Origin of the sequence: Bifidobacterium sp. 7101 (assembly GCF_000499285.1) — a bacterium.
Classification (GTDB): Bacteria; Actinomycetota; Actinomycetes; order Actinomycetales; family Bifidobacteriaceae; genus Bombiscardovia; species Bombiscardovia apis_A.
Genome location: NZ_AWUN01000001.1, coordinates 460808 through 474356, shown reverse-complemented (window position 1 = coordinate 474356; position 13549 = coordinate 460808). Strand labels below are relative to the sequence as shown.

The 13549-nt window shown below is 55.1% G+C and carries 10 protein-coding genes; 5 read left to right on the top strand and 5 right to left on the bottom strand.

The window, feature by feature from the left end:
- Positions 1-235: 235 nt before the first annotated feature.
- The 5 genes from P272_RS0101770 to P272_RS09535 form a co-directional block, all read right to left on the bottom strand.
- Positions 236-1573 carry an ABC transporter substrate-binding protein gene (locus P272_RS0101770; RefSeq protein WP_029677857.1) on the bottom strand — a complete coding sequence of 446 codons (1338 nt, stop codon included), beginning with the start codon at positions 1571-1573 and terminating at the stop codon, positions 236-238.
- A 135-nt stretch (positions 1574-1708) separates the two neighbouring features.
- Positions 1709-2683: a carbohydrate ABC transporter permease gene (locus tag P272_RS0101765; protein ID WP_029677856.1), complete on the bottom strand. Its 975-nt coding sequence runs from the start codon at positions 2681-2683 to the stop codon at positions 1709-1711.
- Positions 2680-3618, bottom strand: a complete 939-nt coding sequence (locus P272_RS0101760; RefSeq protein ID WP_029677855.1) for a carbohydrate ABC transporter permease — start codon at positions 3616-3618, stop codon at positions 2680-2682. Before P272_RS0101760 ends, P272_RS0101765 begins: the two co-directional genes overlap by 4 nt.
- A gap of 441 nt (positions 3619-4059) precedes the next feature.
- Positions 4060-7377 (bottom strand): discoidin domain-containing protein, encoded by a 3318-nt coding sequence (locus P272_RS08570; RefSeq protein ID WP_253269641.1) that lies wholly within the window; start codon positions 7375-7377, stop codon positions 4060-4062.
- A 132-nt stretch (positions 7378-7509) separates the two neighbouring features.
- Complete coding sequence (locus P272_RS09535) at positions 7510-8613, bottom strand: hypothetical protein (protein WP_253269640.1); 1104 nt, start codon at positions 8611-8613, stop codon at positions 7510-7512.
- A gap of 418 nt (positions 8614-9031) precedes the next feature.
- On the opposite strand from P272_RS09535, the gene P272_RS0101750 reads away from it, so the two are divergent.
- The 5 genes from P272_RS0101750 (at position 9032) to P272_RS0101730 (ending at position 13258) form a co-directional block, all read left to right on the top strand.
- Complete coding sequence (locus tag P272_RS0101750; RefSeq protein WP_029677854.1) at positions 9032-9481, top strand: MarR family winged helix-turn-helix transcriptional regulator; 450 nt, start codon at positions 9032-9034, stop codon at positions 9479-9481.
- On the top strand, positions 9478-10905 hold the full coding sequence (locus P272_RS0101745) for an MFS transporter (protein WP_044097637.1): 1428 nt from the start codon (positions 9478-9480) through the stop codon (positions 10903-10905). The genes P272_RS0101750 and P272_RS0101745 overlap by 4 nt, the downstream gene beginning before the upstream one ends.
- Before the next feature lie 347 nt (positions 10906-11252).
- The gene (locus tag P272_RS0101740; protein WP_029677852.1) at positions 11253-11789 is read left to right on the top strand and encodes a Panacea domain-containing protein; all 537 of its coding nucleotides are present in this window, start codon (positions 11253-11255) and stop codon (positions 11787-11789) included.
- 113 nt (positions 11790-11902) lie between these two features.
- Complete coding sequence (locus P272_RS0101735) at positions 11903-12325, top strand: hypothetical protein (protein WP_172636688.1); 423 nt, start codon at positions 11903-11905, stop codon at positions 12323-12325.
- A 354-nt stretch (positions 12326-12679) separates the two neighbouring features.
- Positions 12680-13258 (top strand): hypothetical protein, encoded by a 579-nt coding sequence (locus tag P272_RS0101730; RefSeq protein ID WP_029677850.1) that lies wholly within the window; start codon positions 12680-12682, stop codon positions 13256-13258.
- Positions 13259-13549 lie beyond the last annotated feature (291 nt).

The window sequence follows — 13549 nt, the reverse complement described above, 5'->3', positions numbered from 1 at the left end:
TGTACCCTCCTTTCCCCACAAACCAATCTCCCCACGAATCACGACAGCCGCCCCTGACGGTCTTTAAACGAAGCCAGGAATACTCAAGCAACCGGCAGCTTCGGCCTTACGGGTGAAGCCACGAAACAATGCATACTTCAGTCATAGGGCATCATACTTGTCCATACAGCGAAGCCGTTGCCTCATACTCAAACAATACAAGGCAACGGCAGCGTTTCCATTTACTTTATGAAGTTCAGTGCACGTTGAAGCCCTGCTGCTTACCGTATTCCTTCAGGTGCTTCTGCCAGGCATCCACACCCTGCTTCAGAGTGATCTTCTTGTCGGTATAGGCAGAACCGACGTCGTCAGCGAATACCGTCCGCGCATAGACCTCGAAGGGCAGCGTGGCGTGACCGGGGATCACATCGCTTGCTGCCTTGGCCAGGACCTCGTTGTACTTCTGACCGCCGAAGTATTCGATGTCCTCGCCCTTGGTGTTCTTGACGGTGGTGGCCTCCTTGAACTTCTTCGATTCAGTGGTCTTCACGTCGTCAGGGAATGAACCGCCTGCCACACGAGCGTCAATGCTGGCCTGGTTCCGCGAGATGAAATCAATGTACTTATAGGCTGCATCGGTCTTCTTGCTTGAAGCCATAATCGCCAGCGACGAACCGCCATGGTTGGAGTTGACGGCAGACCCATCCTGGGTGGGCATGGTTGTGACCCTCCACTTGCCTGCTTGGTCGGGTGCCACGTTGACCAGCGTAGTTGGGATCCAGCAGCCGATCAGCGCAGAGGCGAGCTTGCCATTGTTCAGGCTCTTGTTCCAGTCTTCGGTCCAGATGACGGTCTTGGTGTCGACCAAATCCTCGTCGATCATCTTCTGCCACCACTTGATGAAGCTCTGAGTCCCCTTGTCGGTATCAAGGTTGATGGACAGATCCTTGCCATCTGCGGACAGCTTGTAAGGATGCCCGTTGGCCTGCCAGATCATGGCATCGAAGAAGCCCGCGTCACCGGAATCGGCAGCGATGTAGGAACCCACCGCCCGAATCTTCTTAGCAGCCTCGTAATACTGATCCCAGGTCTTGATCTGGGTCGCATCAACGCCTGCCTTGTCGAACACATCCTTGTTGTAGAAGAAGGCCATGGCTCCCGAGCCAAAGGGCAGCCCGTAGGGCTTTTTGTTGACCAGAACCGAATTCCAAGTACCCGGATTGTAGAACTTCGAGTAGCCCTTGGTCCTGTCACTGAGATCAGTCAGCCGATCATTGATCGCATACTGGCTCAGGGCATAGAGTTCGATTTGCGCCACATCAGGTGCTCCCTTGCCTGCCTGGAAGGCGTTGTCAAGCGCAGTGTACTGCTCCTTGGCCGTCCCGGCATTCTGCAACTTGATCTTGATGTTCGGGTACTTCTTCTCGAACTCCTTTGTTGCGGCTTTCAAGGTGGGCTCCCATGCCCAGACGCTCAGCTCCACATTTTCGTCACCACTACTCTGCTTGCTACCTCCGCAGGCGGTGACACCGAGAAACATGGCCAGCACGCCGGCACAAGCCACTAGGCGCTTCAGCCCTTTTGCATGTTTCATTACATCACTCTTTTCTCTTAGTGCTTTTCATCAGCTTTTATTGGGATGAATCCTTGCCATATGACAGACGCAAGACTCCCTTCCCGGCCACTCACCTCGCGATGGCTTAAGTGACCGCAATTTTCAAAAATTCATTTATTCCTTGACCGCTCCTGCAGCCAGTCCGGACTGCCAGTACCGCTGGAGAATCAGGAAAGCGATCATCAGAGGAATGACCGTGATCAGCGATCCGGTGATGACGAGATTCTGTATGGCGTGACCGCCGGCAGTGTTGGCCTGGTTCTTCCATTGGTTCAGTCCGATGGTCAGGGGGTACCAATTGGCATCCTTCAACATGATCAAGGGCAGGAAGTAGTTATTCCAGGTGGCCACTATGGCGAACAAGGCCGTGGTGACGATTCCGGGAGCCAGCAGGGGCAGGCTGATGGTCAGGAAGGTTCTGAACTCCCCTGCACCGTCAACCCTGGCCGCCTCCAGGAGCTCCGTGGGAACAGCCTGCTCGGAGAATATCCACATAAGGTACAAGCCGAAGGGGCTGATGAGGCTGGGCAGAATCATGGCCCAGGGCGTATTGGTCAAACCCATCTTGGCAAACAGCAGAAACTGCGGAACAGCCAGGGCAATGCCAGGCACACTGATGGAACCCAGCACGACCGCGAAGACTGCCTTGCGGCCGGGAAAAGTGAACTTGGCCAAAGCGTACCCACCCATGATGGCCAGCACGGTTGCGCCACCCGCCCCCACTACCACGTAGAGCAGCGTGTTCAAAAGCCAGCGCCCGAATATGCCATCCTCATAGGTGAAGACCGTGGTTATGTTGTCCCAAAGCGCGAAGGTGTGACCAAACCAAAGGCCGAAGGTCGAGGTGAAGTCAGGCTGCGTCTTAGTGGCGTTGATGATCAGGTAGGCGAAGGGAAACAGGCAGTATAGGGCAAAGATGCCGGTAACCAGCGTCAGGGTCATCGAACGGCGGGGGTTCGCTGGATTGGAGAATCCGTTTTTTGCGGCGCGCTTTCGTTCCGCCCTTTCATCCCTGGCTACTCGCTTGGCACGTCTGCGTTCACGCGCTCGAATCGCTGAAGGCGACTCATCCAAAATGTCAGAGGTCATTTCATCTGCTCCTTCAGACTGTTCAGCTGGACCGCGTACGCGATCGCCATGGTGATCACCGCCATGACAATGGCCAGGGCCGCAGCGTAATTCGACTGATTGCCCGCGAAGCTCAGACTGTAGGCGTACATATTCGGCGTGTAATAGCTGGTGATGGTGTTCCCAGGCACCATGTTCTGCATGATCGAGGGTTCGTTGAAAAGCTGGAAGGAGCCGATGATGCTGAAAATCACGGTGATTGCCAGACTTCCACGCAACTCCGGCATCTTGATCCGTCTGACGATCTGCCATTCGCTGGCCCCGTCGATTGCCGCCGCCTCATAGAGCGAATGCGGAATCGTGGACAGGGAGGAATAGAAGATCAGCATGTTGTAGCCGGTGTATTCCCAGGTCACGATGTTGCCGATAGAGACCAGAAGAATATTGGAAGCCAGCAGGTCCAGATGCAAGCCGGTCCATGAGTTGAAAGAGCCGACCAGTCCATACTTGGCCCCGTACATGAATCCCCAAATCAGCGTGGACACGACGGCAGGAACGGCATAAGGCAGGAAGGTGGAAATTCGGAAGAACTTGGTTCCATGCAATCTCATGGAGTCAATCGCCAGAGCCAATAAGGCGGCCAGGAAGAGGCAGAGCGGCGCCTGAATCAGCGTAAAAGCACTGACACGGCCGACCGAACTCCAGAAATGACCATCTGCGAACAAACGTTTGTAATTGCTGAGCCCGGCGAAAACCGTGCCGCCAACCATCCGTTTTTCAAAAAAAGAAATATAAATTGCGTAGATGATCGGGATGATGAACACCAGCAGGAAAGCCACAGCGAAAGGCCCCATGAACTTCCAACCGCGCCAATCCCGTCTGTGCTTGTTGACGGTGCTCGACTGCTGATTGTTCGCGACATCAGCTGGACCTGCCGCCGATTTGGAAAATGTCATTATTCTCCTTTGAGATGTCTGATTGCGTGACCCCAACCCCACCGTCAACAACGACGAAGAAGAACTGGGTCAACAAACCGGAATTGAGGGAACGGACCCCCTGCAACTGGCCGTTGAGCATCGAGATGTCAGAAACTATCAGCCATTCAGACAACTCTGTTGAATGTAGATGTTTTGCTGTAAACGGTCACGACTGTTTTTCACATGCACACATCCTTGTGCCTCTTTTCATTACGTTGATAGTGCAATCATTAACGTACTTTCAGTCTATTAACAATTACAAGGCTCCGTACATGAAAACTGCTATCTAATATCGAAATATTGCTTTCACTGTAAGGGGTTTGTCGTCTGACTACCTGAAAGCGGTTCCGGTTCGCCAATTGCAACTTTGGTGAACCAGAACCGCACAGGGTGTTGGAAGACAAGACACCCGCGGTACCCTTATCGTCTGCTTGACAGGTATCGTCTGCCGAGCAATGCCGCGAACGACGTCAGTGCCAGAGCTCCGACAAGTAGGGCCACCGAGATTATCGAGGCTCCTGAATGCGCCAGAACCGCATGTGAAGGTCCGCCAAGCGGAGAATCATTTCCGTTCAAACCCACAACGCCTGTGCCGGACGCATTCCGCCCGGTGGCCTTTACCCAAATACCGAAGCTGGCGTTCACCCCGCGGTAGGCCACGACAATGGTCTTTTTGCCGGCCACAGTAGAGTCAAAGCCCGTCACCGACAGCTCGGGATCGTCCAAGGCCAAAGGCCTGACTTCGGTGCGGTCCCTGTCCTTGGAGATGTACACAGCGCTGACCGCCAATCCGCTTGGGTCAAACCGCTCGCCGATGGCATAGCTGGTCTTCGTGGGAGGGACGACCTGCAACCCCTGCAAATCGAAGGATCGGTAGTGGACCGAGTAGACTCTGGAACGAGACCCGTCAGCAGAGGTGACGGTAATCAGGCTCTTGCCGCCGATCGTCATTCCTTCATCAGTCTGAACCACCTTAGCCGCGTTGTCCCTGCTAAAGGCCTGCAAGACCGGGTTGCTTTCGGAACCAACCGGCAAATCGACTACATAATCATTGCGATCGGGCGAGAAATCTGTAATGGTTTGTCCGTCCAAGCGCAGATCAGCCAGGTTGGAATCATTGCCTGGCTCAGGCTCGAAGGCCGAAAGACTCTCCGTGCCGTTTACCTCCATCTCGGCCACGTTGATATAGGTTTTCGTGTCCTGAAGACTGTTGATAAGCCGCACCGCCTTTGCCTGGACAGGGCTGGCCAGGGTGAAGGTCACCGTAGGCGCATCGGCTTCTGTGGAGGCATCAGTACCACCGGCCTGGGGAAGATACCATCCCGTCTTGGTTTCCAGCCGGTGCCAGTTGTCGGATTGATCGCAATATTCCAAGGTCTGCGACTTTGGCCAGGATGCTCGCCCATCCCAGTGGAAGACGGTCTTGACTTGACTGATAGTCCGGATTTTGTCGAAGTTGAAGGTGGCTGTCGAATCGACATCCGAAGATGCCGACTGGGTGGACCACCCCGAGGCGACATGTCCGTCAATGGCTTTTCCAGCCGTATCACCATCCTGGACGTTGACTGAGAAGTGGGTGCCGGCGCCCCAAGCCAGATTTCTGACCGGGCCTACCCATGGACGGGCCCAGGCTTCGATTTCCGCCGCATCCATCCAGGCGTTGTCTACCGTGTTGACGATGCGGACCTTGCTGGCTCCTACCATCCCTGCTGCCTGGAAGGTCACGGTCTGACCAGGCTGCGGGTTGTTGACGACCTTCCCCAGCGGCTTCCAGTTGGCACCATCGTTGGTGTATTCAGCCTTGGCCGACACCGGCGGATGATCCTTGTAGGTGATGGCCACCCGATCCAGCTGACGCACTTGCCCGAAGTCAAGATTGGCAGTTGGGCTATGGCGGTAGTTGCCGGCCGAATTCCATGTCGCCCAGGCTTCCTCCCGCATATTGCCATCAGTGAGTTTCCTCCACTGATCCTCCTTGCCATACTCAACGTCTTGGTCGGTAACAGTCAGGTTGTAGCTGACATCAGCCACATTCTGTGGTTTGGCCGCCTCCAGGTAAAGGCTGAAAGACAGGGGCAGGGAACGCTCTCCGCCTATGGCCAGGGTACCTTTCACAGGCACCACATCACCCTCGTGCGCCCGGTCCAGCTTTCCTTGAAGATCAGCCCAATCCCAGCTGACAGCATGAGGGTCGACCTTGATGGCCGGCGAAGCCTTGACATGGGCGTAGACAGTGGTGGATTCCATCGCCTTGCGGGCCTCCTGGGCATCTGAACCGAAGAGAATAGTGGCGGAGACAGGATCGGTCACGGTGAATTCGCCCACGAAAACTGATGCCTGGCAAGGGAATGTATTGCCAAAGAAATCAGTGGCAACACCTTGAACCTGATAAGTTCCCTCCCTGCCCACATCAACGGCCTCGGTCTTCCAGACCACGGGCACTGGCTCTCCCTGACCCCAGGAATAATAGGGAATCACTGTTTGAGGCATGGTCACGGATCCGCCAAGCGGCACCTGGACCGTAGTCTTCTCGGCGCCAGTCGGCTCCGTAGACCGGAAATACCAACCTTGGTTGTCGGCTCCCGTCGATTCTGCCACAGAGATGGCTGCACCGGCATCGGTCTGCTGGCCAGTCACATCCAGGGCAACCTTATCTGCCTGGTTGACCAGGCTGAAGGTCTTGCCGTTTTCCGTATTGAGCATCCAGATGAACCGTGCATCGGTACCGATGGATGCCCTGGTACCCGCCCGCATCCGGCCGTCCGCGCAAAGGAACCTGCTCCCGTCTGCAGAAGAGATCAGGTACCGAGGCAGCTTGGGACTGCCGGCAGAGGACTCGACGCTGTGGACGGTGAAAGCCTGGGCTCGTCCCTGATCCGGATTCTTGGCCATGCCTTCAAGCGTGAGAATACCATCGGACGATGCGGTGAGCATCTTTCCTGACTGCTGCCCTTGCAGCTGAACCGTGCTGCCATCCTTGACCTGGGCCTGCGGGGAGACCCCGGATACGCCGGTGAGCTGTATGGAGGCGATGGAACGGGCCGGCAGTTTGACTGTGGCCGTCTTGGCTGCCGCATCAATGGTGACTCCATGCGGCTGCTCCTTATTGGAGTACTTATTCATATAGCTCATATCAGCCGTGTATATATCCTGCTGATGATCAGGTTCGGTAGTCAGGAAGAGCTTTCCGCTCGCGTCGGAATCGATGCCCCCGTAGTTTGACAGATCGATGACCAGCGTCTGCGGCTGATCGCTGCCGTTACGGTGTATCACCGTCTGGGTCTTGCCATCTGCCGAGCTGGCGGTCATATTGTCCTTGGTGGCGTTATTGGCGGTGATGAAATCCCCTGGATGAATGAATTTGGTGTAGGCGCGAACAGCATTGTACTTCGCGTTGACCACGATCCGGCAGGGGCGAATTCCCGAGGTCTGGCCTCCATTGTTGTCCACTTCCCTGCGAGAGTAGAGCTTGCCGTCAACGCCGGCGACCGAGCAATCGTAATCAAGAAAGACAGTGCCCCAATTGGTGTCCTCCCCCTTGGGATTGGCACTGTTGCCATTCATATCCTTGTCGCCAGTGGCCACATTGTAAAGGTCCTCACCGATTTGCCAGAAGGTGTAATCCCTGGACTGCAAGGCGTAGACATCTGCGTTGATCTTACCGGCCATGCCCAAGGCATTGTCGAAACCATAAGGATTGAAGCCTCCGGATTGCCAGGAGCCATCCACCTCGCTCATGGACAAGGCTTTGCCATCCCCCTGGGCAATGTCCCGGGCAGCCCGCTGGCGGTTGGTGCCATACCCGTGGGTGTTGTACTGGCCGATGGCATCCCTGACATCCTGCGGATAGCGATGGTAGGAATCGACAAACTAGCCTGAATCCGTCGCATCGGTAGCTGAGACCAAAGTCTGCTGCAGGCCTTCGGCATCCAGGGCAGATCTGAGAGCGCGTATGACATTGCCGGCTGTCCCGGTATCGACATGCATACCCTCCTGGGGCTTTTTGACCTCGGTGGTATATGGCGTAACAGCCTTGTTCTTACCCTGGTAATACCGATTCCAGTATCGGTCGATCAGAGCCCTGTCCTCGGCTGGCCAAGCATCCGAAGCCCGTCCTCGCGGCGAACTCCAGTATCCGGTCTCCGACTCGTTGAGCGGCTCAACTGTATTGACCCCAACCCGGTTCCCATTGTCGGCCTGGAGCTGCGACAGATGCCGGGTTACCACAGCCAGATACTTTGCGAATTTGTCCGCATCCGCAAGGTTGTTGGCATTCCCGCTATCGCCTCCGCTCACATACCCGCTTTCCGTCATGAACCAGGGAGCCGCGTTGGCTGCGGCTTCGACGTGGTCGATGTCATGGTTCTGAGCTCCCCTTTTCAGCCACCACTCCTGAGCCTTGACGTCGCGGGCCTGTGGGGAATCAGAGGTCGCAGATCCCCACACATAGGAGGTGTCGTTGTGAGGATCGAAAGCCCGATCAATGCCGGCCTTGTTGGCCATCGTCGTCGCCAGACCGCCGTAAAGGCCCAAGGAGCCGTCCGGGTCCTGGGCCCAGTAGCCGGGCATGGCGGCGCCTTGCCGCATGAACGGATAGCCATATGCCACGTCCGAGGCATTGCCACCGCCTATGTTGTAGCGAGCCTTGTTGAGACCAAGACCCTCCTTACCGAAGATGCTCGTATAGAAATCCTCACGAAGTTGCCGCCCATAGGCCAAAGCCTTGGCATCGGTCTGAGGGTCTCCGCTGGATTGACTGATTGAACCGGGTTCTCCATAGTTGCCTGTGGCTTTGGCAAACCATGCCAGGGAAGTTCCCCAACCCTGGAAGGGGCCATCGGCATACCAGGGATTCGGCGTCACATTGATTGTTTGCTCATCTTCCGATGCCATGGCTGGAGTCGCCATCGATGCACCAGTCAGAAGAACGGCCCCTGCCATCAATCCTGCAAGGACCTTTTGGGATATGCTCATGTCCTGTACCTTCATTCTTTTCTGAATAGTCAGACTGTCCACTCGTCAGCTCATCCCAGGGTCCTGGCATTTAAGGCGCCATTGCTACGGATAAGGACTCTGTCACGGGACATGATTACGTGCACTGCTCTGTCGCAGACCATGCCATGCGGAAGTGGCTAACTTCCAACCACCTACATATGAGCCGGACGGGAAGACTTCCGTTTGCCTATACGGTAAGCCCGGGAATCGGGCATATTCCTTGCATAGCAAGAAGATGATATTTGTTGCCGAAATCCGGCAATGCGAGGCAGCCGCAACTTCAGGTCGGTTGTTGCACAAGCGATCCGGCAGAGCGGCAATTATCCAATGCTGAACAGCTTGTCCATACCCGGGAGATTATTCATTAGTTAGCTAACAATCTAACCGAGGAGAGCCTTTGAGCGAAGACTACGGCAAGCGGATCAAACGGGCGGCCAACCTTATGTCACGGTCCATGGATGCCTATGCGACCAAGTACGGGCTGACCGGCACCCAGATGTCCATCATCGACTTCCTGGGAGAGTCCCAGGACCACACCCAGCGGGACATCGAGATGGAGTTCGACATCCGCCCGTCCACAACAACAAAAATCCTGCAGCGTATGGAGGCCAGCGGACTGGTCACCGCCAAACGCGACCCCAGGGACGGCCGTCAACGCATCATTGGGCCCACCACCAAGGCCCGTGGCCTGCAGAAAGCCGTGCGGGCATATATCGACAACCAGCAAAAGGCCATGGAGCGCCGGTTCGATCAGCGGGATCTGGCCGCCTTCGACCGCGTGCTGGCCTATTTCATCACCTTGAATTCCGACGATCCCTCCCAGGCTGGAAAGGAGTCTCGCTCATGAGCGCAACCCAAGCAACTCAGGCACAAAGCACAGCAATCCCCCGCAGGGTAATAGGCGCGGTGGTGGCCACCGGCATCATGTCCTTCTGCGGCGTGATTGTGGAAACGGCCATGAACATCACCTTCCCTGCCCTCATGAGCCATTTCGGCATCGGGACCTCCAGCGTGCAATGGATGACCACCCTCTACCTGCTGGTCGTCGCCTCCATCACCCCGCTCTCGGCGGCCCTCAAGCGTCGGTTTCGCAGCCGAACCCTCTTTCTGTGCGCCAACCTGCTCTTCCTGACTGGACTGGTCATCGACGCGCTGGCTCCGGTTTTCCCCCTCCTGCTGCTTGGAAGGGCCATACAGGGGCTGGGAACCAGCATCGCCCTGCCCCTGATGTTCAACATCATCCTCCAGGAGGTTCCGACAAAGCGCATCGGCACCATGATGGGTGTAGGCACCCTGATTACGGCCATCGGACCAGCCGTCGGCCCCACCTTCGGCGGTCTGGTAGCGACCACCATCGGATGGCGTTTCGTCTTCATCATTCTGATTCCCGTACTGCTGATCTCACTGGTGACGGGCCTGGCCTGCATACCTTCGGTTCCGGTGGCGGCAGATGGCAACCAGGCCGGACTGGAGCCGCTTGACATATTCCTTATGGTCCTGGGCTTCGCAGGTTTGATCTTCGGCATCAGCAATGCGTCGGCAGGATGGCTCTCCTGGAGATTCGGCGGAGCGCTGGCCCTGGGACTTATCGCCCTGGCAGCGTTCACCCTTCGCGCCCGGCATCAGGCCCAACCAATCATCGACGTGCGTCTGTTCAAAGACAGCCGCTTCTCCCTGCATGTCGGTGCCTACATCCTCTTCGAGATCAGCGCCTTGGCCCTCTCATTTATCCTGCCCAACCACCTGCAACTGGTTGATGGCTGCACCTCGCTACAGGCCGGACTAGTGGTGCTGCCGGGTGCGGCGATCGGAGCCGTTCTGGCCCCGCTCTCCGGCAGGCTCTACGATCAGCTGGGCCCGCGCATCCCCATCATCAGCGGCAGTTGTGTGGCCCTGATCGGCCTCTTGGGATTCGCTCTCGCGGCCCGCCATCTGACAGCCCTGGCCATCCTGATACTCTATATTTTCTTCATGCTGGGCATCGGGCTGAGCTTCGGCAACATCATGACCAACGGCCTGCACCGACTGAGCCAGGAGCAGCAGGCCGACGGCAACGCCATCTTCAACACCGTCCAGCAGTTCGCCGCAGCCATCGGCAGCAGCCTGGCGGCCACCATCGTCGCGGCAGGCCAGGCCGCAGTCACAGACAGACGACTGGGCACCATCAACGGCTCCCAGCATGCACTGATTCTGTTATTGATCATCGGCGCCCTAGAGGTTCTGCTAGTCTTGGCCGCCCTGCGCCGCTCTCAGAAACCACAGGAGGCTTAAGGGACGGCAGAATGGTCTTCAGTCCACATCCAGGAAAACCCTCATCTCGTTTTCACCACGGTTGGACCAGACAAAATCAGGTTATGTGGGCGTTATCGAAGACCCGATCACATCCATCTCTGCCGCCAACATCGAACGCATCGCTGAGGGCGTGCACCAGACCCGCTACCCCAACGAATGCATACTGGCCCATGATTCGGCCACGCGATCCATCTGCTGGCGGACATCTATCCGCAGACCATACTGCCCTACCCCTGGAACACCAACCCGGTCAACCACGACTACAGCGGGCACATGGACCAGCTGCCCTGAGAGCGCAAATCAGCATGAAAGGAGGCAAGAATCACATGCTTGCATCGACTATCGCCAACATGTTGATCACCTATCCTCATGCACACCTGTATTTGACAAATATGAAAATCAACAAGCTGGTGTATTTCGCACAGGTTGAGTGCCTTCGGATACACAGGCATAGGCTTTTCGACGAACCTATACAAGCCTGGGAATGCGGCCCCGTGGAACCGAGCGTTTATGCAGCATTCAAAGAGTATGGCCCAAATCGGATAACTGCCCCAGCTACAATAGATGAGCACGAACAAACCAATTCTTCAGTCGGACTCCAAGCAGTGAGAAATGTAGTTCAAAGAGTTGCCGCTTTATACGGGCCATTGGCAGCCTTCGAACTTGTGGACTATTTACATCGCGACGGTTCAGCCTGGAAAGCTGTATATGAATCCGGCAAGAACAAAGAAATTACTGAAGAAGCCATGCTCCGCTCTCACGATGGCATTGATCATCCTGATTTGCGGAGAACCCTAGCCGGAGGTGTTCGTGCAGTCGATGAGCGATTCCCAAATGCGCTGAAACCGCTGGAAGACTCATAAGGTAACACTGCAAGGAACAAGCCGGCAAAGAGCCGCCTTGCAAGATTCGTCTTCTTGGGTTTTCAAAATAGGTATCGAATTGGATATTGATGATTCAGACGAGCCTAAGCGCAATGGCATGTATCGCTGGATACAAGAAATGGTGGATGGTCGATAAGTCCCTATTGGCAGCAGCACTTGATTACTTGAAGTACAATAGTTGTATGGTACAGATGAAAAACCCTGATCAGATTGCTGCTGTTGAAGAGAAAATTATAGGAACCCATAAAAGCGGTAACATAGACGACCCCACATTCTCAAACATGAGGTCTCACTTAACTCAAATTGCTGATGATCTAGCTGCTAATGATTATTTCTCTAGTTTAGATGGAGAAGAACCCTTTACTATACTTTCTGATAGCAGTTGGGACGTTTGGCTGATTGAAAACGAAGCAAAGTACTCTAAGAACCAAGCAAAGCATCCTAACAACCAAGCATCTTTCCTTGCGCGCTTTATCAATTGTGTTAGACAGGTTTGGGCTCGTTTGTTTGGCTGAGAAGTACAACGACTTGCTCCCGATCGGGAGAACAGCTGCCCAAGACTGTCGTTATACAAGCAATAGAGAAGCGCTCTCTACACGAAGCTAAGTGATTCAATGGCTGTTTTTTGACTGGTCACGTACGTTAAGCTGCACGCTCTGTAGAAAGTTCACCAGATTGGGCATACTTAACATTTCAAGGATCTCAGTAAGAATTCTCGAACGTCTGAGCTTCGTTGTAACTAGTTTCGAACCGCTATCGTTAAATAAAGAGCTAAACTTGCTTTATCTATTAACCGCTCTTCTAGGTTATGAAACTTGAATCCAATTAACAGCGTCGTGGACCCTCCTCTACCTGCCTAAGGAGAACTGATGAAGAAGACAAAGGCTTATGAGCAGACGGACTCTAACCCGGCAGAGGCGCACCGGCGCGACTCCCAAGAAAGCTTGGGGCGGCTCACGGCATTGCCAGCCCGGTTCCATAGCGAAGCAAGGACGGCTGGCGCCATCTGGAAAAAACAAATAATCACCCTGGTAGCAGTTTTGATAAGTGTGGCCCTATTCTCGGGCTGCCAGCGATCGAATCGTTCAGAGCCATCCGTGGGGCAGATCTCCAATTACCTTTCATCTTTGACAAAGTACGACGTTTCTGGTGACGGCAACGTCACAACCATCTCCGCGAACAAGTCGGGAACCCTGTATGTACTCGCACAGCGGGCCGATCTTAAGCAGACAGAAGCCGGGCAATGCAAGGTGAACGGACAAGCCATGCAGCGCTCTTCTTCAAACTTGAATTATCCGGCAGGCGACGGGCAGAATTTCTTCCCCTTTGCAAAGATCGACATTAAACAGGGGGATCCGCACAAACTCTCATGCGACCAGCCGAATGGTGTCAAATTGCTTGCATTGCTCGATCCACATGTTCGGAGTTTGCCGAAGCAGACCGCATAATTCCGGGTACAGCCTCCTGCACTGATTCGGCACGTCGTCCTATTGATGCGATGGAGAAAGTGCGACGCAAAGCCCTGCGGGTATTCATCACATTCGCAACGGCCGTATCAGCACTTGCTCCAGCAGTAGCGGCCCGCATTCAGCGCGGATCATCCCCGGTGACAAGCTACTACCTAAACCCTATCAGGGAAGCAGTGTCGCTCTAAAGCGATTCATGCAACTTAAGAATAATTTCTCACGTTTGTGTATAGTTTAGGGGCGTATTCAAAATGCCATTGGCATCCTTATTTA

Bases quoted from the DNA above. Each gene is read 5' to 3' on its own strand.
- P272_RS0101760 (WP_029677855.1), bottom strand. From the start codon at position 3,618: ATGACATTTTCCAAATCGGCGGCAGGTCCAGCTGATGTCGCGAACAAT.
- P272_RS0101740 (WP_029677852.1), top strand. From the start codon at position 11,253: ATGCTTGCATCGACTATCGCCAACATGTTGATCACCTATCCTCATGCA.
- P272_RS0101745 (WP_044097637.1), top strand. From the start codon at position 9,478: ATGAGCGCAACCCAAGCAACTCAGGCACAAAGCACAGCAATCCCCCGC.
- P272_RS0101735 (WP_172636688.1), top strand. From the start codon at position 11,903: ATGGCATGTATCGCTGGATACAAGAAATGGTGGATGGTCGATAAGTCC.
- P272_RS08570 (WP_253269641.1), bottom strand. From the start codon at position 7,377: ATGAGCGAGGTGGATGGCTCCTGGCAATCCGGAGGCTTCAATCCTTAT.
- P272_RS09535 (WP_253269640.1), bottom strand. From the start codon at position 8,613: ATGAGCATATCCCAAAAGGTCCTTGCAGGATTGATGGCAGGGGCCGTT.
- P272_RS0101730 (WP_029677850.1), top strand. From the start codon at position 12,680: ATGAAGAAGACAAAGGCTTATGAGCAGACGGACTCTAACCCGGCAGAG.
- P272_RS0101770 (WP_029677857.1), bottom strand. From the start codon at position 1,573: ATGAAACATGCAAAAGGGCTGAAGCGCCTAGTGGCTTGTGCCGGCGTG.
- P272_RS0101765 (WP_029677856.1), bottom strand. From the start codon at position 2,683: ATGACCTCTGACATTTTGGATGAGTCGCCTTCAGCGATTCGAGCGCGT.